This is a genomic window from Rhodococcus sp. IEGM 1370 (assembly GCF_033142325.1).
Taxonomy (GTDB): Bacteria; Actinomycetota; Actinomycetes; order Mycobacteriales; family Mycobacteriaceae; genus Rhodococcoides.
The window spans coordinates 531332-551410 of the sequence record NZ_JAWLRY010000002.1 but is presented as its reverse complement, the minus strand read 5'-3'; the positions used below and the strand labels follow the sequence as shown (position 1 = coordinate 551410).

The window sequence follows — 20079 nt, the reverse complement described above, 5'->3', positions numbered from 1 at the left end:
GGAACTGTCAGTCGATGTCGGCGGACTCGCGGTGCTTACGCAGTTCGTGGATTTCCTTCTCGAAGTCCTCGGCCGAACTGAACGAGCGGTACACGGAAGCGAAGCGCAGGTACGCCACTTCGTCCAGATCACGGAGCGGACCGAGAATGGCCAATCCCACTTCGTTGCTGGGGATCTCCGCTGATCCCGCTGCACGGATTGCGTCCTCGACCTGCTGTGCCAGCAGGTTCAGCGCATCGTTGTCGACATCTCTGCCCTGGCACGCGCGTCGAACTCCCTTGACGACCTTCTCGCGGCTGAACGGCTCGGTCACGCCGCTGCGCTTCACGACTGCAAGCACTGCTGCCTCGACGGTCGTGAAACGACGACCGCACTCCGGGCAGGAGCGACGCCGCCGGATTGCCTGTCCCTCGTCCATCTCACGCGAGTCGACCACGCGTGAGTCGGGATGCCTGCAGAACGGGCAATGCATGAGGGACCCTCCGTCGTAGCCGATGCTCCGACGACGAGCACGCACATCGGGGCAGTCCACCGAGGATACTCAGCCTTCTCGAACCCGACGGGGGCGGTGGTCATCTGCCGGTCGTGTACTCGACGAGAGCTCCGTCGTGCACTTCGACCACACCGGCCGGCTGCACACCTGCATCGGGTGCGACGGCTCGCAGGTTCGCGATGCCGATCAGACCACCGGCCACGACGACCACTGCGAGCATCCACAACACCAGCGATCGCAGTCGAACCGGCTGGCTCGCGAAGTGCGCGGAGGTCGCGTCGAACTCGCGATCGGCATCCTCGCGGTCGGTGACGTCGGTCCACGACGGGTCGAGGACCGGAAGGCACGGTGCGCTCTGTGTGCGGGGCACCGTGGTGACGCCGTGCATCCCGAGGGGACTCCGCAGAACGGGACGGGCCCGGCGACGACGCTCGACGACGGTGGACCGGGCACGGACACCGGCGGCGGTGGGGCGATCGGTGATGATGGTCATCGGAACCTCGACTTCGCTCGTTGGATCGATTGTTCGATCAGGCGTTCGATGGACGCTTGTTCGAAGTTCTATCACGAGCCTCCGACAAAGTCTGCAGAAAACGCGACACGAGTCGAACAGATGTTTGATTCAACAGCTGATACACGCTAGATTCGTGTCAGAAACCACACGCCACACGAGTCGACACCATCAACTCCAGTCCGCGCAGACCTACCCCGCAGACCGGATCCCAGGACACCAGCAGGAGGCCGACAGCATGAAGGACGAGACCTCGACGAGGTCGACCACGCGTTCCACGACGACGGGTTCCAGGACGACCGGAGCCAAGGCCACCGCAACCAAGGCCGCAGCAGGAAAGCCGGCTGCGGAACCCACGTCAAAGGCCATGGAGGTCGGCACCGACATCAGTGCGGGTCTGACCGAGCGGCAGCGGAAGGTACTCGAGGTCATTCGCGCGTCGGTCACCGAGCGCGGCTACCCGCCCAGCATCCGCGAGATCGGCGATGCGGTCGGTCTGACATCGACCTCTTCCGTTGCTCACCAGCTGCGCACCCTCGAGCGCAAGGGCTTCCTCCGGCGCGACGCCAACCGTCCCCGTGCCGTCGACGTCCGGGGTCTCGACGAGGTGCAGGCCGACCAGGCTGCCGCCGCGGTCGACGGTTCGCCCGCGTCCGAGGAACAGGATCGGCTGCCGACCCCGACGTTCGTGCCGGTGCTTGGCCGGATCGCCGCCGGTGGTCCGATTCTGGCCGAAGAGGCCGTCGAGGACGTGTTCCCGCTCCCCCGCGAGCTGGTCGGTCAGGGCTCACTGTTTCTGCTCAAGGTGGTCGGCGAGTCGATGATCGACGCGGCCATCTGCGACGGCGACTGGGTGGTGGTTCGTCAGCAGTCCGTGGCCGACAACGGTGACATCGTCGCTGCGATGATCGACGGGGAGGCCACCGTCAAGACGTTCAAGCGGTCCAAGGGCGAGGTGTGGCTGCTGCCGCACAATCCGCTGTTCGAGCCCATTCCGGGCAACAACGCCGCGATCCTCGGCAAGGTCGTGACCGTGATGCGCAAGCTGTAGAGATCGTCACGGCAGTGACATGCTAAGGGCCGCAGCACATGTGCTGCGGCCCTTCGCGTTCTTCGGATCAGCGGATCACAGATTCAATCCGCGGCCGATGATCTCCTTCATGATCTCGGTGGTGCCGCCGTAGATGGTCTGCACACGGGAGTCCATGTACGCCTTGGCGATCGGGTATTCCTTCATGTAGCCGTAGCCACCGTGCAACTGCAGGCACCGGTCGATCAGTTTGACCTGGTTCTCGGTGGTCCACCATTTCGCCATGGCAGCTTCTTGGACGGTCAGCTTGTCTTCGTTGAGCAGTTCGATGAACTTGTCCACCATGATGCGGGTGGCGGTGGTCTCGGTGGCCAACTCCGCCAACACGAATCGGGTGTTCTGGAACTTGCCGATCGACTTTCCGAAGGCCTTACGGTCGCGGCAGTACTGGATCGTCATCTCGAGCGCGGATTCCATCGCGGCGGCCGCGACGACGGCGATCGACAGGCGTTCCTGGGGCAGATTCTGCATGAGGTAGATGAAGCCCATGCCTTCCTCGCCCAGCAGGTTGGCGGCGGGCACGCGCACGTCGGTGAAGCTGAGTTCGGCGGTGTCCTGAGCCTTCATGCCGATCTTGTCGAGGTTGCGGCCGCGCTCGAATCCGGGCATGTCGCGTTCGACGACCAGCAGGCTGAAGCCCTGTGCGCCCTTCTCGGGGTCGGTGCAGGCCACGACGATGATCAGGTCGGCGTTGATTCCGTTGGTGATGAACGTCTTCGAGCCGTTGAGCACCCAGTCGTCGCCGTCACGGACAGCCTTGGTCTTGATGCCCTGCAGGTCGCTTCCGGTGCCGGGCTCGGTCATCGCGATCGCGGTGATCAGTTCGCCGGAGCAGAATCCCGGGAGCCAGCGCTGCTTCTGTTCGTCGTTGGCAAGGTCGATGAAGTACGGCGCGACGACGTCGTTGTGCAGGGTGAAGCCGATACCGCTGTATCCGCCGCGGGTGGTTTCCTCGGTGACGATGGCGTTGTAGCGGAAGTCCTTGACTCCGCCGCCACCGAATTCCTCGGGCGCTGCCGTTCCGAGGAAGCCCTGCTTACCGGCCTCGACCCAGACGTCGCGGTCGACGATGTTCTGCTCTTCCCACTTCGCATGGTTCGGCGCTACGTGCTGATCGAGAAATTTCCGGTACGACTCCCGGAACAGCTCGTGCTCGGGCTCGAAAAGTGTGCGTTCCACGCAGATCTCCTTGTTCGGTGCATACCGACATCGACCTGTGAACGGTGTCATTCGCGGTCGTCGGTACGACTGACGTCACGCTCCAACAGTACGTTCGGGACGTCACGGAGGTCGATGACCAAAACGCGCGCGATTCGTGACCGACCCCGCTACCGTGCGCGTTTGCCCGCGCTTCGCGCGAGCGCCGAGACGATCGGGTACCCGAGAAGGATGCCGACCGAACCCCACGCGATACCGCCGAGCTCGACCGATCCGACGGACAGCGTCAGGTCACCGATTCCGGCGACGAGCGCGGCAGCGACGACCATGAGATTGACCGGATCGGTGAAGTCGACCTTCGCGTCGGTCCAGATGCGTACGCCCAACAGCCCGATGAGGCCGTACAGAACCAGGGTTGCGCCGCCGATGACCCCGTCGGGCACGGTGAAGATCAGTGCACCGAACTTGGGCGAGAACGCGAGCACCGTCGCGGTGATCGATGCGACCCAGTACGCGGCGGTCGAGTAGACACGAGTGGCCGCCATGACGCCGATGTTCTCCGCGTAGGTGGTGGTTCCCGAACCGCCGCCTGCTCCGGCCAGCGTGGTCGCCAGCCCGTCGGCGATCAAGGCGTCGCCGGCCACATCGTCGAGGTTCTTGCCGGTCATCGCGGCGACGGCTTTGACGTGCCCCACGTTCTCGGCGACCAGGACGATCACCACCGGCAGCGCCACGAGGATCACCGACAGCTCGAACGACGGTCCACGAAACTCGGGCAGACCGATCCAGCTCGCAGCGCTCAGTGCGTCGAGTCGCGGTTGCGCGATCCCTCCGGTGACTGCGGCGAACACCCAACCCACGACGACGCCGAGCAGGATTCCCAGTCGCCCGATCAGGCCGGGTCCCACGGCTGTCGCCAGCAGAATCGCGACCAGGGTGATGGCTGCGATCAGCGGCTGTGCCTCGAACGACGTGGTGGCGGCCGGTGCCAGGTTCAGCCCGATGAGCACCACGACGGCACCCGTCACGACGGGCGGCATCGCCGCGTCGAGTACCCGCTGCCCTGCGAACTTCACCACGAAGCCCACTGCTGCCAGTACGACGCCCACACACAGCACGGCTCCGAGCTGGGCGGCAGGTCCGTTGGCTTGGGTGGCACCGAGCGGGGCCAGAAACGCGAAGGAGGAACCCAGGTAGCTGGGCACCCGGCCTCGGGTGATGACCAGGAACAGCGCCGTCCCTATGCCCGAGAACAGCAGTGTCGTCGACACCGGAAATCCGGTGATCGTCGGAACCAACAGGGTCGCGCCGAACATCGCGACCACATGCTGCATTCCGATACCGATGGTGCGGGGCCACGTCAATCGCTCATCGGGCGAGACCACCGCCCCGGCGTCGACGGTCTTTCCGTTTCCGTGCAGCGTCCAACCGAGAGTTCTCATGATGGAAGGCAACACTATTGGATCAGCCGAGAATCGCGCTCACTGCGTCGCGGGCAGCGGCGGTGCTGTCCGTTTTCAGCGCGGCCGCTGCCGCTTCCTTGCACTGAGCGAGTGTGACCGTTGCCAGTTTCGACCCCACGTGCGCGACGGCAGCCGACGCAGCCGAGAGCGAGGTGATGCCCAGCCCTACCAGCACGCAGGCCAGCAGTGGATCGGCAGCGGCCTCACCGCAGACTCCGACGGGCTTGCCCGCCTTGGCTCCCGCGGCCGCGGTGTGCGCCACCAGTGCCAGCACGGCCGGCTGCCACGGATCGGTCAGGCCGGCGAGCTGAGCGGACATGCGGTCGGCGGCCATCGTGTACTGCGCCAGGTCGTTGGTGCCGATGGACAGGAAGTCGACGTGCTCGAGGATGTGTTCGGCGAGCAGAGCGGCGGCGGGGATCTCGATCATGACACCCGGAGTGAGTCCGCGCTCGCGGACGTCGGCAGCGAAATCCTTTGCCTCCAGCGCCGTCGCGATCATCGGAGCCATCACCCACGGGGAGGAATCGGTCGCCTTCGCGGCTGCCGCGATGCCGTCGAGCTGGCGGTACAGAATCCCTCGGTCGGCCTCGGCGATGCGGATACCGCGAATGCCCAGTGCCGGGTTGGCCTCGTCGGGATGAGTGGCGAACCGAAGTGGCTTGTCCGAGCCGGCGTCGAGAGTCCGAACGACGACCTTCTTGCCTGCGAACGCGTCGAGTACCTGTGCGTAGATCTCGGCCTGCTCGTCGACGGTGGGTTCGGAGTCGCGGTCCAGGAAGCACAGCTCGGTACGAAACAGACCGACGCCGTCCGCTGCGCTCGACCGCGCCGCGCGAGCACCGGCACCGTCCTGGACGTTGGCGAGAATGTCGACTGCGTGGCCGTCGGCGGTGGTTCCGGGACCGACCCACTGGGATACCCGGTCGAGCTCGTCGCGGGCAGACACGACGGCAGCGCGGGCCGAGTCGGCGTCGGGTTCGAGATCGATGCGGCCGCTGGTTCCGTCGACAGATGCGTTCGTACCCGCGGCGATGTCGTCGAGCCCCGCCACGGCGACGATGCACGGAATGCCCAGCTGGCGCGCAATGATCGCGGTGTGACTGGTCGGACCGCCCAGCGAGGTGGCGAGTCCCACGATCAGGGTGGGGTCCAGGCCGGCGGTGTCGGCGGGCGCAAGATCGTCGGCGAACAGCACCGACGGTTGGTCGGGTACCGGAACACCGGGCTCCGGAACGCCGAGGATCTCGGCGATGACGCGATCGCGAATGTCGCGCAGATCGGTCACGCGCTCGGCCATCAGTCCGCCGAGCTGGGTGAACATCGCGGCGAACTTCTCCGTTGCCGCCGCCGTTGCCGTGACGGCAGAACTGCCCTTGGCGATCGAGGAGCGAGCGGCCCCGAGCCATCCGCGGTCGGTGGCCATTGCGGCGTTGGCAGACAGAACCTCCGAAGCAGCGCCGGTCGCGAGCTCCGCGCGACCGCGTAGTCGGGAGGCGACAGCATTCGCTGCGGCGTCGAAGACAGCCTTCTCGGCCTCCCGATCGACCTCGGCCACCTCGCCGGTGTCGGCCGGGATGGACGGGCGGGCACCGGGACGAATGACGGGGCCGTATCCGACGCCGGGCACGACGGGTGTGCCGCGCAGTGTCGTCTGCGCTGCTCCGGCCCCGGCTGCATCGACTGTCGTGTCGGTGTGTCCGGTCGAAGCGGTGCTAACCGATCCCGTCATGTGGTCCTCCTCGGATCCTGCGTGAACAAAGGTCATCGCATCTGTTCGGCGAGCTGTGGCGTACTCACTCACTTGCCTATGTTGTGACCGAGATTACTCCAAACCCTTGACATGTCAACACACACGGGCGTAAAACAACATAAAGCAACATCAACCGGGAAGGAGACGCAGGTGTACGCCGAAGAACGCCAACACGCCATCGCCGAACTGATCAGCACGCACGGCCGCGTCTCCGTCAACGATCTGTCGGCCACGTACGGCGTCACCACCGAAACCGTGCGACGCGATCTCGCCACCCTCGACCGAATGGGAGTCGTCCGCCGCGTCCACGGTGGAGCAGTACCCGCGTCCGCACTGACCACACTCGAGCCCGGCGTCTCCGAGCGAGAGTTCACCCGCGCCGACCAGAAGGACGCCATCGCAGCCGCGGCGTTGTCCTTCCTGCCACCGGTGGGCGGCAGTGCGGTGTTCGACGCGGGCACCACGACGGGCCGGTTGGCGGGCCTGCTTCCCCACGACCGCGAGCTGACTCTGGTGACCAACTCGGTGCCGATCGCCGCGCGGGCCGCAACCATGCCGAGCGTGAGTCTTCGACTGCTCGGCGGGCGGGTGCGCGGAACGACCCAGGCTGCCGTCGGCGACGAAGCACTGCGCGCCCTCGAATGGCTACGGGTGGACGTCGCGTTCATCGGTACCAACGCCATCAGCGTCGGACACGGCCTGTCCACCCCGGACAGTGACGAGGCAGCCGTCAAGCGCGCGATGGTCGATGCAGCCAATCACGTTGTGGTGCTCGCAGATTCGTCGAAGATCGGACGCGAGCACCTGGTGAGCTTCGCCCGAGTGCAGTCCATCGACGTCATCGTCACCGACAGCGATATCTCGAACAACGACCGTAAGAAGCTCAGCGACAAAGGAATCGAGGTGGTGATCGCATGATGGTCACACTCACGGCCAACCCGAGCATCGACCGCACGGTCACGCTCGACACACCACTGGTTCGCGGGGGCGTGCACCGGGCATCGACGTCGGTCTCCGACCCGGGCGGCAAGGGCGTCAACGTCGCTCGCGTCCTCGGCGGATCCGGAATCGACGCGATGGCCGTACTCCCGGCCAATGTCGGAGACCCGCTGCTCGACGCGATGTCCGACAAGGGCGTGCGGTACTCCGCCGTTCCGACGTCGGGGCCGGCCCGTACCAACATCACGGTGAGCGAGGTCGGTGGCACCACCACCAAGATCAACGAGCCCGGTGCGACGGTGTCGGAGCAGACCCGCACCGAGCTGCGGGAGCGAATCCTCTCTCTCGCAGTCGATGCCGAATGGGTGGTGCTCTCCGGTTCGCTTCCGCCCGGTCTGCCCGTCGACTGGTACGCCGAGCTCGTCACGGCGCTGCGTGCCACGTCGGCGAAAGTTGCGGTGGATACCTCCGACGAGCCACTGCTCGCTCTCGCGGCGGCCTTCCCGGCGTCGGCACCCGATCTGATCAAACCCAATTCCGAAGAACTAGCCCAACTCACCGGGTACGATTCCGAAGAGTTGGAAAGCGCAGCGGCGCAGGGTGATCCGACGGCAGCGATTGCAGCCAGCACAATCCTTCTCGGCCGAGGCGTCGGCGCGGTGTTGGCCACTCTCGGCAGCGCCGGAGCCGTCCTGGTCACCGAGGACGGATCCTGGTACGCCAGCCCGCCCCCGATCACCGCGGTCAGCACGGTCGGCGCAGGCGATTCCTCGCTCGCCGGCTACATCCTCGCCGACGCCGAGAACTGTTCCGACGCAGACAAACTTCGCCGCGCCGTCGCCTACGGAACGGCGGCAACCGCGCTTCCAGGCACCACGCTTCCACTGCCCGAGCAGACCCATCCGAATTCGGTGACGGTCCGTGCGCTCGACATCCCCACCTCCGTCACCCCGTCCGCGCTCTCCCCTTCTTCGAATCGTCTCTAGGAGCCTGCAATGTCCACCCCCACCGAAGATCAGCAGATCATCGCCGAGGATCTGATCCTCCTCGACGCCGATCTCGGCGAATCCAAGGAAGCCGTCATCGAACGCCTCGCAGGCGTTCTGGCTTCCGCGGGTCGCGCAACCGAGACCGATGCTCTGCGCGACGCCGCTCTGGCTCGTGAAGCGCAGTCTGCAACAGGCCTGCCCGGCGGCATCGCCATCCCACACTGCCGCTCCGAAGCGGTCACCTCGGCCTCGCTCGGATTCGCCCGACTGAACCCCAAGGTCGATTTCGGTGCCCCCGACGGCCCCGCTGACCTCGTGTTCCTCATCGCCGCGCCGGCCGGTGCCGGATCGGCACACATGAAGTTGCTCTCCAGCCTGGCGCGCGCCCTGGTCAAGCCGGAGTTCGTCACCTCGCTGCGCAACGCGTCCTCGGCAACCGAGATCGTCACGCTCGTCGACGGCGTCATCAACCCTGCTGCCAAGCCGGCCGCGACGACCACTGCGGCAGCTCCCGTGTCGACCGCCAAGCACAGCGCGGCCGCCACCCCGGCCGAGGCCACTGCCCCCAAGCACATCGTCGCAGTCACCGCCTGCCCCACCGGAATCGCGCACACCTACATGGCTGCCGATTCCCTCGTCGCCGCCGGTGAGCGCGCCGGAGTCACGGTGCACGTCGAGACCCAGGGCTCGAGCGGCAGCACGCCGCTGGACCCGAAGATCATCGCCGGAGCCGAGGCAGTCATCTTCGCCACCGATGTGGGCGTCAAGGGCCGCGAGCGTTTCGCCGGCAAGCCCGTCATCTCCTCGGGCGTCAAGCGCGCCATCAACGAGCCCGACGTCATGCTCACCGAAGCCCTACGCGCTGCACTGAACCCGGACTCAGCTCGCGTCGGCGGTACCGCAGTGGCTGCCGGCTCGAACGACTCCGCAGGTGAACTCGGCTGGGGCACCCGCATCCGCCAGATCCTGCTCACCGGTGTCAGCTACATGATCCCGTTCGTCGCTGCCGGTGGTCTGCTGATCGCTCTCGGCTTCCTGCTCGGCGGATACGAGATCTCCGGAGTTGCCGAGGACATCGTCGTCAACAACTCCATCACCTCACTGCCCGAGGGCGGAATCGCCGCCTACCTCGGTGCCGTGCTCTTCCAGATCGGCGCGCTGTCGTTCAGCTTCCTGGTGCCCGCGCTGGCCGGCTACATTTCCTACGCGATTGCCGACAGACCAGGTCTGGCACCGGGATTCACCGCAGGTGCGGTGGCCGTTCTGGTGGGTGCAGGCTTCATCGGCGGTCTCGTCGGTGGTCTGATCGCCGGCTTCGTCGCACTCTGGATCAGCAAGTGGAAGATCCCCGCAGTTCTGCGCGGCCTCATGCCGGTCGTCATCATTCCGCTGTTCGCCACACTCATCGTCGGCGCGATCATGTTCCTGCTGCTCGGCAAGCCACTTGCCGCGATCACCAGCGGACTCACCGACTGGCTCAACGGCCTCAGCGGTTCCTCGGTCATCATCCTCGGCATCATTCTCGGCCTGATGATGTGCTTCGACCTCGGCGGACCGGTCAACAAGGCAGCCTACGCATTCGCCACCGCAGGCCTGTCGGTCACCGACACCGCGTCGCTGCGCATCATGGCAGCGGTCATGGCCGCTGGAATGGTGCCGCCACTGGCCATGGCACTCGCCTCGACCGTTCGCGCACGCCTGTTCACCGAAGCCGAACGCGAGAACGGCAAGGCTGCGTGGTTCCTGGGAGCTGCATTCATCTCCGAGGGCGCAATTCCGTTCGCCGCGGCCGATCCGTTCCGCGTCATCCCCTCGATGATGGCCGGCGGCGCAGTGACCGGTGCGATGATCATGGCGTTCGACGTCACCCTCAGCGCACCCCACGGCGGCATCTTCGTGTTCTTCGCGATCGGAAACATCCTGTGGTTCGTCCTTTCGCTGGCAGCGGGCACCATCGTCTCCGCGTTCCTGGTCGTCTCGGCCAAGCAGTTCGTCAAGGGCAAGAACGCCCCGTCGGACGCCGAACTCGATCCCGCACTCGCCACCGTCTGACACTCGCTACGATCGCAACAACCCCACTACGAAGGAGCACCATGCCCAGCACCACAGTCGCCGTCGGATCCTCGATCGGTCTGCACGCCCGCCCCGCAGCCCTGATCGCCGACGCCGTCGCCGAAGCCGGCGTAGACGTCACCCTCGCAGTGGCCGACTCGGAGCCGGTGGATGCAGGTTCGGCCCTGATGATCATGACGCTCGGTGCCACCAAGGGCACCGAAGTCACCGTCAGCAGCGACGACCAGGCAGCGTTGGACAAAGTCGTCGCCCTCGTCGAAGCAGACCTGGACGCTTAGGTCGTTCCGCAGGCTCCACTCCTGCGACGCCTAGGTCGTTCCGCAGGCTCCACTCCTGCGACGCCTAACGAGAACGCATCGATCGCCGGACGGTGAATCCCACCGCTCCGGCGATCAGCACCACACCGGCAGCGACGGCCGCTCGGAATTCCCATTCCGAGTCCGTCGCTGTCGGCGTTTGCGTGGGTTGATCTATGCTCGAGGTCGGCGATACCGACTCCGGCGCACTGGATTCGGCGGCGGTGGGCTCCGGAACAACGAGTTCGAAAGACAGCGCATCCGTGAATCGGAGAATCGGCGGGAGGCTTCCGTCCGTCGGAGCGAAACCCGCTTCCGATGCGAAGAGCAGACTTCCGTCGTCGAGGAACGCCAGTGCCTCGCCCTGCGGTTGATCGGGCAATGCCGTCACTGCCCGCGGCGTGGCAGGATCGACCAGCGCGGACGCAATATCGCCATCGGAAAAATCGAACAGGTACGCGTCGGTGTACGTGCGCACCGCGGCGACGCTGCCGTCGGCGCTCACCGCTCCCCCGGTCGCCAATATCGATCCGACCACGAACGGCGGCCCACCGACCGTGTCCGTTGCGGTGAACGCCAGATCTCCCACCTTGCGCATCGGCGTCGGCCCTGGACTGCTCAGATCGGTGATGGATTCGTCGCCTGCAGGTACGTACACCCCGCTCACGCCCGAGAGTTCCTTGGTGACGATCACCGGTCTACCACCGGGCTCGATCAGGATCGCCTCGGCGTCGTGTGCGCCGTCCGGGTAGGTCAGTCGGTACAGTTCGCCCGCGCCCGATGCCGGGTCCATGCGCGTCAATGCCACTGTGTCGCGTCGCATCTGATTGTCGCCGATGTCCGCCAACCACAGCGAGCCGTCGTACGAGGTCAGGTCCTCGACGTCGTACGGGTCGACGGGAACGTCGATCCATCGCTCGACCGTGCAGTCGGCACCGAGCGCCGCAACCCGATCATCGGCTCCGCTGTCGCCGATTGCGTAGAGGACCCCGTCGATCGAGGTCAGGCCTGACAACTCGGCGAGACCAGGATCGGTTGGTCGACAATACGTTTCGGTCTCGATCGGAGCGGCGAAGGCAGGCCCCGAGAACGCGACCGCCGTGGCGACCGCAGCCGCGGCCGCCCCGCACACCACCAGCCGTGGCCCCACCGAGATCAGGCGGTGGGAACGGTTGCCGTGAACTCGACCAGCGCTGCCGCGAGCGATTGCGGCACACGCGCTTCCACGCGCGTGCCCTCTTCCTCATGGGTGGATTTCACGATCCGGCCGTCGGTGTGGATGCGCGCGACCAGATCGCCACGGGTGTACGGCACGAGTACGTCGACCAACACGTCCGGCTCGGAGAGGATCTCGGCCAGGTGATCTCGCAGGGCGTCGATTCCCTCGCCGGTCTTGGCCGAGACGAACCGCGCACCGTCGAGCAATCCGCGCAGCTGGGTCAGCTGCACCGGATCGGCAGCGTCGATCTTGTTGACCACCAACAGTTCCGGTGGCATCTTCGCATCCTGCTCGCGAACCACCTCGGTGATCACCTCGCGCACGGCCTTGATCTGATCGATCGGAAGAGGATCCGATCCGTCGACCACGTGCAGCAGCAGGGTTGCATCGGTGACTTCCTCGAGGGTCGAGCGGAACGCTTCGACCAACTGAGTCGGAAGGTGCCGAACGAAGCCGACGGTGTCGGTCAGCACGATCTCGCGGCCGTCTTCGAGGGTCGACTTGCGCGTGGTGGGATCGAGGGTGGCGAACAACGCGTTCTGGACCAAGACACCGGATCCGGTCAGGGCATTCAACAGACTCGACTTGCCCGCGTTCGTGTACCCCACGATCGCGATGGACGGCACCGTACCGCTCAGGCGCTGTTCGCGTTTGGTGTCGCGGGCCTGCTTCATGCCCTTGATCTCGCGGCGCAGCTTGGCCATTCGCTCACGAATGCGTCGACGGTCGGTCTCGATCTTCGTCTCACCCGGTCCGCGCAGACCCACACCACCGTTGCTGCCCGCACGTCCACCGGCCTGCCGCGACATGGATTCACCCCAGCCGCGGAGCCTGGGCAACATGTACTCCATCTGCGCGAAGGCGACCTGCGCCTTGCCTTCTCGCGAGGTCGCATGCTGCGCGAAAATGTCGAGGATCAGCGCGGTGCGGTCGATGACCTTGACCTTGACGACCTTCTCCAGCGCATTGAGCTGAGCAGGCGTCAGTTCACCGTCGCAGATCACCGTGTCGGCACCGGTCGCGAGGACGATGTCGCGCACTTCCTTGGCCTTGCCGGAACCGATATACGTCGCGGCATCGGGCTTGTCGCGTCGCTGCATCAGCGCTTCGAGTACCACCGAGCCGGCGGTCTCGGCGAGTGCAGCCAGTTCGGTCATGCTGGACTCGGCCTGCGCGGCCGTGCCGGTGGTCCAGACTCCGACCAACACGACGCGTTCGAGGCGCAGCTGCCGGTACTCGACCTCGGTGACGTCGGTGAGTTCGGTGGACAGTCCGGCCACTCGACGCAGCGCGGTGCGGTCTTCGAGCTGCATGTCGCCGGACGACGGGGAGTTCTCGTCGTTCAGCGGAGACCGAGCCAGTCGCCTCGACCACGCGTCGGACTCTTCGCGAGTCCAGGCGGATTCGGTTTCGGGAGCACCGTCGACCTCGTCGCGACTGTCGTCGACCGGTTCGCCCGCAGGGGATGTTTCATGTGAGTTCGTCATACGTCACCCATGATCCACGAAAAGCCCAGCGTATGCACGCGGGTTTCGGTCCGGGCGGATGCCGAGGCCGGGGCGATCGTCAGGACTGAGCCTTCAGCCACCGGTCGTCGATCTCGCCGCGGGCCAGCAGCACCGATGGTCCGCGCAGAGTGGCACCGACGTGATCGATGTTCACGCGCACCCGACCGCCGAGCACACCGACGCTCACTTCCCCGGTCTCGAGACCCTCGTAGGACAGCGCCGCCGCGGCCGCCGCCACGGTTCCGGTGCCACACGATCGCGTCTCCCCGACGCCACGCTCGAACACGCGCATCTCGACGGCACCGTCGTCGAGCCTGGTCAGGATCTCGACGTTCGCGCCGCGGGGAAAGAACTCGGAGTCCAGTGTCGGCGGTGCGGACAGGTCGAGGGCACCGAGAGATGCGCGCGTCAACGTCCCGTCGACACAGGCCAGGTGCGGATTGCCGACGTCGATCCCGACGCCCTCGTACGTTCCGCCCGCGAGGGTCACCGAGCTCGAGCCCATCAGAGTGACGTCACCCATCGCCACGGTGACATCGGCGTCGGTGTCGTCGAACGAGTGAACGGTCACAGCGCGTGCGCCCGCACGCGAACCCACCACGAACTGATCGCGTTGCTCGAGGTCGTGTACCCGCAGGTAGTGCGCGAACACGCGGACACCGTTGCCGCACATCTCGGCGATGGTGCCGTCGCCGTTGCGGTAGTCCATGAACCAGTCCTCGGGCTCGACACCCGATGGAATGCGATCGAGTACGCCTGCGTCGCGGAGCATCCCGGCCCGGGCGACGCGAAGGATGCCGTCGGCACCGAGGCCCTGGCGTCGATCACACAACACCGAGACCGCCGACCTGGTGAGTTCGAGCTCGGCTGCCGGATCCGGCAGTACGACGAAGTCGTTCTGAGTTCCATGGCCTTTGGCGAAGTGCATGGCCGCGAGTCTACGGGGGTTCCGTTACGCGGGGTCGATCGCGGACAGGGCGTCCGACATCAGCGTGGGCGACGCACCGTCGAGCCAACGGACACGGTCGTCGCGGCGAAACCACGAGCGTTGGCGTCGCACGTAGCGTCTGGTTCCGATGAACGTCCGTTCCCGCGCGAACTCGACGTCGTACTCCCCCGCCAACACGTCGAGAGCCTGCGCGTACCCGATCGCGCGCGACGCGGTGACGCCCTCACGCAGCCCCAGACCGAGCAGCCCTTCCACCTCGTCGAGTAGTCCGGTCTCGAACATCTGTCGCGTGCGCTCGGCGATCCGCTCGTCCAGTTCGGCCGTGTCGCGGTCGACTCCGAGCACCACCGTGCCCCAGCGAGGTGCGCCGATCTTCGGAGCCGAGGCCGCGAACGGCTGCCCGGTCAGCTCCACCACCTCGAGCGCCCGGACCATGCGCCTGCCGTCGGTGGGCAGTATCGACGCGGCAGCCTCGGGATCGGCGGCCGTCAACGCGCGATGGATCTCCTCGACACCGTTGCTTTCGAGGACTGCTTCCCACTTCGCCCGCACGACGGGGTCGGTTGCCGGAAAGGCCCACTCGTCGAGCAACGATTGCACGTACATCATCGACCCCCCGACGATGATCGGTCGCAATCCACGCGATCTGATGTCCTCGACATCGGCGACCGCAGCCGCTTGATAGCGCGCGACGGTGGCGATGTCGGTGACCTCGAGCACATCGAGTTGATGGTGCGGAATCCCGCGCCGCTGAGCGACTGGCAGTTTCGCGGTCCCGATGTCCATTCCCCGGTACTGCTGCATCGCGTCGATATTCACGATTTCGCCGCCGAATTTCTCGGCCAGATCGAGAGCCAGATCGGATTTGCCTGCGGCCGTCGGGCCGATGATCGCGACCGGAGTCGTAGCCGGATCGCTCGCCCCATCAGTCACGAGACCAGGTCCCCACGAAGTATCCGACGCCGAAAGGGGCACCTCGGTAGAGCTCCGTCGTCGTCTTAGCATCGGCTCCGGCGAGTGCTGCCAGCACCTGCCACGCCGCTCGGCCGCCGACACCGAGCGATGCGCACAGGTCCGGTTCCAGACCGGCCAACGCGTCGACGTCCGCTGCCGCGAGGGCATCGTCGATCCGGCGCTGGACCTCCTCGGCGCGCTCGTCGAACGATCCGGGGGCCTTCGGAGTCAGCGTGTTCGCCCCGTCTGCCAGCACCAGAACGCCCCAGCTCTCCGCCGATGCGTCGAACTCTCGGCGCAGCTCCTCGCCGAACTCCGCGCACCACTCGGGGCTCGCATCGGCCGGGATCGTGCGGACCTCGACCGCATCGTCGGGCGCAGCCTGTCCTCGCAGCCACCCCGCGATCAGAACGGCCAGCGGCAGGTCCGGGTCTGCCGCAGTCTGATCCGCGGCGCCGGACAGGCTCACGACCACGTCGACTCCGAAGCCCCGAAACGTGCCGACAGTGGCCTCGCCGAACGTGGAGGACGTGCGATCGACGCCGACGGCAATCCAGCGGTCGACCGTCGACGTCAGGTGTGTCGTCGCGCTGACGGCGGCGACCCGAAGATCTGCTGTCTCGGCCGCCCCCGCGCCCATCAGTTCGGGGACCAACAACGGCGGAGAGGGCACCAGGGCCGCGGCACGAAACACGAGCACCACGCTAGTCGCTGGTGCGACTTGGCCGGACGGGTCCACCTCGAGTCGTCTGAGCTGTTTCAATGGTCCGATCGGTCGTCACCTAGTTCAATGGTGTCCAGATCGCGATTGAGGCAGCCGTGACGCGCGGCAGAGATGAGGAACAATGACCGACCCGAACGCCGGTACCCCCACCACCCCCGAGGCTCCGTCCTCGGATGCACCCGCCCAGCCCCCCGGTGCCACCGCTCCCGATGCGGCGAACCACGGCGGACCCAAGCCCGGAGGTGGACCCAAGCCGGGCGGTGGACCGAAGCCCGGTGGCGGACCCAGGCCCGCGGGCCCAGGTGCCGGTTCTCCTCGGCCCGGTGGTTCGGCCGGTGCCAAACCTCACCCCACGCCCTCCCACGTCCCCACGGCAATCCCGGCGGTCACGCCTGCGAGCGATCCCAGCAAGTTCGGCAGAGTCGACGACGACGGTACGGCGTGGGTGACCACCTCCGACGGCGAGCGGCAGATCGGGTCCTGGCAAGCCGGAGACGCAGCGGAAGGGCTCGCCCATTTCGGTCGGCGTTACGACGATCTGGCCACCGAGGTCGGTCTGCTCGAAGCTCGATTGACCTCCGGTACAGGCGATGCCAAGAAGACCAAGGCCGCAGCGTCCGCGCTGCTGGAGAGCCTGCCGACTGCGGCAGTGATCGGTGACCTCGATCTGCTCGCGAGGCGACTCGACGCGGTCGTCGAGCATTCGGATGCCGCAGCAGCGGTGGCCAAGCACGAGAAGGAGCTCGAACGCGCCGAACACACGGCACGCAAGGAAGCTCTCGCAGTCGAAGCCGAACAGATCGGCAGCGAATCGACCCAGTGGAAGCACGCGGGAGATCGGCTACGCGAAATCCTCGACGAGTGGAAGACGATTCGCGGGGTCGACCGCAAGATCGACGATGCCTTGTGGAAGCGGTACTCGAAGGCTCGGGAGAACTTCAATCGTCGCCGCGGCGCGCACTTCGCCGATCTCGATCGTGAGCGCGGTGCGGCCAAGACTCGCAAGGAAGAACTCGTCGAGCGGGCCAAAGCCCTGTCGTCGTCCACCGATTGGGGTCCCACCGCAGCTGCGTTCCGCGATCTGCTGGTGGAGTGGAAAGCATCCGGCCGTGCTCCTCGTGATGCCGACGACGCTCTGTGGAAGAACTTCAAGGCCGCACAGGACGTGTTCTTCGCCGCCCGCAACGCCGCGGCCTCCGAGCGGGACGCCGAGTTCGAGGCCAACGCCGAGGCGAAGGAAGCCCTGCTGGCCAAGACCCACATCGACCCGAGCAAGGACCTCGACGCTGCCCGCTCGGCGCTGCGCGATCTGCAGGACAAGTGGGATGCCATCGGCAAGGTCCCGCGCGAGAAGATGCAGGAACTCGAAGGCAAACTGCGTGCGATCGAGAAGTCCGTGCACGACGCGGTCGAGTCGCAGTGGCGTCGCTCCGACCCCGAGGCCGTTGCCCGCGCGGCCCAGTTCCGCGAACGGGTGGCTCAGTTCGAGGATCAGGCTGCCAAGGCAACCGCAGCAGGCAAGACCAAGGATGCCGAGCGTGCGCTGGCACAGGCCCAGCAGTGGCGCGAGTGGGCCGACGCAGCGGAGAGCGCCGTCGACGAACTGTGAGTCGACGAACTGTGATTCGCTGACCGGGGACGGCCGTTCGGGCCTACGGGGCCGAGTGGCCGTCCCACAGTCGTAGCTTCTGCTCACCCGACGCGGCCGCGATACGTCGCTGCTCCTGGGCGGCGAGCTGGGCGTTCGTCTTCTTCCACACGGCCTTGAGCCAGTGGAACGTCAGAGCGATGACGGTGATCCACGCGATGATCAGGCCGATTCCCGGTCCGGCGCCCTGCACGTTGTCCGGCACGGTCTGCCGCGTCCAGATCGAGAACATTCCGTACACCGACGACACCGCGCACCCTGCCAGAGCGGCCCAGGCCAGCGCCCAGATACGGGTGACGAGTGCGAGCACCGACATCACCACACCGAACGTGAGCACGAGCACGACGAAGACGCGCGACGGCAGTGCGATCGATTCGGCAACTGCGGCATCGCTGCCCGTGAGCACGTCGAACCCGCTGGCCGATCCGGTGTGCGGCAACGCGAACGTGAACAGCAGGACCATGACCAGCCCGGCCACCACCATGGCCCGCGCGCCCGGATCCAGTTCGGTCATCACCGCCCTCTCGGTCCGTCCGAGTTCCTCTGCGGATCGAGAGGGTACGACGCGATCGGGTCCGTCTGTCTCTGTCATGCGGTGCATCCTGTCTCTGGCGTCAGCGGCGCCGGTGCGCCGATCGAGGGAAGTCCGAGGCCGACGCCGATCGGTGCCGTCTTCGGCATCACTCCGCGTTCGTGAGCGTCTCCTGCTGCCGTACGGCGGTGTGTGAGCACGCCGGCATCGGCGATGAGGTGGTACGGGGCGGCTGCAGTGAGTGTGGTCGTGACGACGTCACCAGGACGAATCTCGCTCGCCCTGTCGGCGTCCACGGCGAAGTGGACGAGTCGGCCGTCCCTGGCTCGCCCGCTCATCCGATGGGTTGCTGCGTTCTTGCGACCTTCACCGGTGGCGACGAGCAGTTCGACCTCGGTACCGATCAGCGCCTGGTTGGCCGCGAGAACGATCTCCTCCTGCAACGCGATCAGCCGCAGATACCGTTCTTGCACAACCTCTTTGGGTACCTGGTCGGGCATGTCGGCCGCCGGGGTGCCCGGACGCTTCGAGTACTGGAACGTGTAGGCGTTGGCGAACTTCGCCCGTCGCACCACGTCGAGGGTCTGCTCGAAGTCCTCCTCGGTCTCGCCGGGGAAGCCGACGATGATGTCGGTGGTGACAGCCGCGTGCGGCATGGCCGCACGCACCTTGTCGATGATGCCCATGAACTTCGTCTGCCGGTAGGACCTGCGCATGGCCTTGAGGATTCGGTCCGATCCGGACTGCAGCGGCATGTGCAGGGTGGGGCAGATGTTCGGGGTCGACGCCATGGCCTCGATGACGTCGTCGGTGAACTCGGCGGGGTGCGGGGACGTGAAGCGCACCCGCTCCAGCCCCTCGATCGAGCCGCAAGCGGTCAGCAGCGAGGCGAACGCGCCGCGATCACGGGGCATGTCCGGATCGGCGAACGAGGCACCGTACGCATTGACGTTCTGGCCGAGCAGAGTCACCTCGAGGACGCCCTGATCCACCAAAGCCTGTACCTCGGCGAGGATGTCACCCGGCCTGCGGTCGATTTCCTTGCCGCGCAATGCGGGGACGATACAGAACGTGCAGGTGTTGTTGCAGCCCACCGAGATCGACACCCAGCCGGCGTAGGCGGATTCTCGCTTCGCGGGGAGGGTGGAGGGAAAGGCCTCGAGAGATTCGAGAATCTCGACCTGTGCCTGTTCGTTGTGCCGGGCGCGCTCGAGCAGAACCGGCAGCGACCCGATGTTGTGGGTGCCGAAGACGACGTCGACCCACGGTGCCTTCTCCACGACGGTGTTGCGGTCCTTCTGCGCCAGGCAGCCACCGACAGCGATCTGCATGTTGGGATTGCGCGTCTTCGCAGGCCGCAACATGCCCAGGTTGCCGTAGAGCTTGTTGTCGGCGTTCTCGCGCACCGCGCACGTGTTGAACACGACCAGATCCGCGTCGGTGCCCGAGTCCGCCGGCACGTAGCCCGCTTCCTCGAGCAGTCCGGACAGCCGCTCCGAATCGTGGACGTTCATCTGACAACCGTGCGTACGCACTTCGTAGCTGCGGGCACCTGCCGCCGACCCGTCGGTGAGCGGTACGGGCTCGGTAACCCCGCGTTCGGTCACGTCCATGGTCGGAAAAACACTCGTTTGCACCCCTCCAGGGTACGTCCATCGCACCGACCGACACGCCGGGGTCGAGGGCTCCACCGGAGACTGTCCAGGGCCGATGCAGACCGTCAGTAAAGTTTCCATTACATAATCGAAGATGACGGGCGAAAACACCGGTCGGCGAGGAA

At 66.2% G+C, this 20079-nt stretch carries 18 protein-coding genes; 6 read left to right on the top strand and 12 right to left on the bottom strand.

What is annotated here, in order from left to right; genetic code table 11:
- Positions 1-7: 7 nt before the first annotated feature.
- Positions 8-472: a transcriptional regulator NrdR gene (nrdR, locus tag R4P47_RS05810; protein WP_008716872.1), complete on the bottom strand. Its 465-nt coding sequence runs from the start codon at positions 470-472 to the stop codon at positions 8-10.
- A gap of 100 nt (positions 473-572) precedes the next feature.
- Entirely contained in the window at positions 573-986 is a 414-nt protein-coding gene (locus tag R4P47_RS05805) for a hypothetical protein (protein WP_068050673.1), read from the bottom strand.
- Positions 987-1371: 385 nt separating this feature from the next.
- On the opposite strand from R4P47_RS05805, the gene lexA reads away from it, so the two are divergent.
- On the top strand, positions 1372-2055 hold the full coding sequence (gene lexA / locus R4P47_RS05800; protein WP_149406047.1) for a transcriptional repressor LexA: 684 nt from the start codon (positions 1372-1374) through the stop codon (positions 2053-2055).
- Positions 2056-2130: 75 nt separating this feature from the next.
- Here the strand turns inward: lexA and R4P47_RS05795 are convergent, their stop codons facing one another.
- The 3 genes from R4P47_RS05795 to ptsP all read right to left on the bottom strand — a co-directional run bounded on the left by R4P47_RS05795 (position 2131) and on the right by ptsP (position 6447).
- Positions 2131-3273 (bottom strand): acyl-CoA dehydrogenase family protein, encoded by a 1143-nt coding sequence (locus R4P47_RS05795; RefSeq protein WP_068050674.1) that lies wholly within the window; start codon positions 3271-3273, stop codon positions 2131-2133.
- A 149-nt stretch (positions 3274-3422) separates the two neighbouring features.
- Positions 3423-4694, bottom strand: coding sequence for a uracil-xanthine permease family protein (locus tag R4P47_RS05790; RefSeq protein ID WP_269593702.1), 1272 nt, complete (start codon positions 4692-4694; stop codon positions 3423-3425).
- 22 nt (positions 4695-4716) lie between these two features.
- Positions 4717-6447: a phosphoenolpyruvate--protein phosphotransferase gene (gene ptsP / locus R4P47_RS05785; RefSeq protein WP_317784250.1), complete on the bottom strand. Its 1731-nt coding sequence runs from the start codon at positions 6445-6447 to the stop codon at positions 4717-4719.
- Positions 6448-6618: 171 nt separating this feature from the next.
- Between ptsP and R4P47_RS05780 the strand changes: the two genes are divergently transcribed.
- From R4P47_RS05780 to R4P47_RS05765, 4 genes are read left to right on the top strand one after another with little or no spacing between them, the layout of a single operon-like run.
- Positions 6619-7386, top strand: coding sequence for a DeoR/GlpR family DNA-binding transcription regulator (locus R4P47_RS05780; protein ID WP_068050675.1), 768 nt, complete (start codon positions 6619-6621; stop codon positions 7384-7386).
- Complete coding sequence (locus tag R4P47_RS05775; protein WP_317784249.1) at positions 7383-8393, top strand: 1-phosphofructokinase family hexose kinase; 1011 nt, start codon at positions 7383-7385, stop codon at positions 8391-8393. The genes R4P47_RS05780 and R4P47_RS05775 overlap by 4 nt, the downstream gene beginning before the upstream one ends.
- Before the next feature lie 9 nt (positions 8394-8402).
- The gene (locus R4P47_RS05770) at positions 8403-10448 is read left to right on the top strand and encodes a fructose-specific PTS transporter subunit EIIC (RefSeq protein ID WP_269593699.1); all 2046 of its coding nucleotides are present in this window, start codon (positions 8403-8405) and stop codon (positions 10446-10448) included.
- A 41-nt stretch (positions 10449-10489) separates the two neighbouring features.
- Positions 10490-10747 carry an HPr family phosphocarrier protein gene (locus R4P47_RS05765; RefSeq protein ID WP_068050678.1) on the top strand — a complete coding sequence of 86 codons (258 nt, stop codon included), beginning with the start codon at positions 10490-10492 and terminating at the stop codon, positions 10745-10747.
- Between the two features lie 64 nt (positions 10748-10811).
- Here R4P47_RS05765 and R4P47_RS05760 read toward each other — a convergent pair whose 3' ends face one another.
- The 5 genes from R4P47_RS05760 to R4P47_RS05740 all read right to left on the bottom strand — a co-directional run bounded on the left by R4P47_RS05760 (position 10812) and on the right by R4P47_RS05740 (position 16089).
- Positions 10812-11915, bottom strand: coding sequence for a hypothetical protein (locus R4P47_RS05760; protein WP_317784248.1), 1104 nt, complete (start codon positions 11913-11915; stop codon positions 10812-10814).
- Positions 11916-11920: 5 nt separating this feature from the next.
- Entirely contained in the window at positions 11921-13471 is a 1551-nt protein-coding gene (gene hflX, locus R4P47_RS05755) for a GTPase HflX (protein WP_411567298.1), read from the bottom strand.
- 79 nt (positions 13472-13550) lie between these two features.
- Positions 13551-14420, bottom strand: coding sequence for a diaminopimelate epimerase (dapF, locus tag R4P47_RS05750; RefSeq protein ID WP_317784247.1), 870 nt, complete (start codon positions 14418-14420; stop codon positions 13551-13553).
- Between the two features lie 24 nt (positions 14421-14444).
- Positions 14445-15374 (bottom strand): tRNA (adenosine(37)-N6)-dimethylallyltransferase MiaA, encoded by a 930-nt coding sequence (gene miaA / locus R4P47_RS05745; RefSeq protein ID WP_317784246.1) that lies wholly within the window; start codon positions 15372-15374, stop codon positions 14445-14447.
- Positions 15367-16089 (bottom strand): class III extradiol dioxygenase subunit B-like domain-containing protein, encoded by a 723-nt coding sequence (locus R4P47_RS05740; RefSeq protein ID WP_317784245.1) that lies wholly within the window; start codon positions 16087-16089, stop codon positions 15367-15369. The genes miaA and R4P47_RS05740 overlap by 8 nt, the downstream gene beginning before the upstream one ends.
- A 151-nt stretch (positions 16090-16240) precedes the next feature.
- On the opposite strand from R4P47_RS05740, the gene R4P47_RS05735 reads away from it, so the two are divergent.
- Positions 16241-17728 carry a DUF349 domain-containing protein gene (locus R4P47_RS05735; RefSeq protein WP_317784244.1) on the top strand — a complete coding sequence of 496 codons (1488 nt, stop codon included), beginning with the start codon at positions 16241-16243 and terminating at the stop codon, positions 17726-17728.
- Positions 17729-17771: 43 nt separating this feature from the next.
- Here R4P47_RS05735 and R4P47_RS05730 read toward each other — a convergent pair whose 3' ends face one another.
- Positions 17772-18359: a hypothetical protein gene (locus R4P47_RS05730; RefSeq protein WP_068050689.1), complete on the bottom strand. Its 588-nt coding sequence runs from the start codon at positions 18357-18359 to the stop codon at positions 17772-17774.
- Positions 18356-19912: a tRNA (N6-isopentenyl adenosine(37)-C2)-methylthiotransferase MiaB gene (gene miaB, locus R4P47_RS05725; RefSeq protein ID WP_223145642.1), complete on the bottom strand. Its 1557-nt coding sequence runs from the start codon at positions 19910-19912 to the stop codon at positions 18356-18358. The genes R4P47_RS05730 and miaB overlap by 4 nt, the downstream gene beginning before the upstream one ends.
- Positions 19913-20079 lie beyond the last annotated feature (167 nt).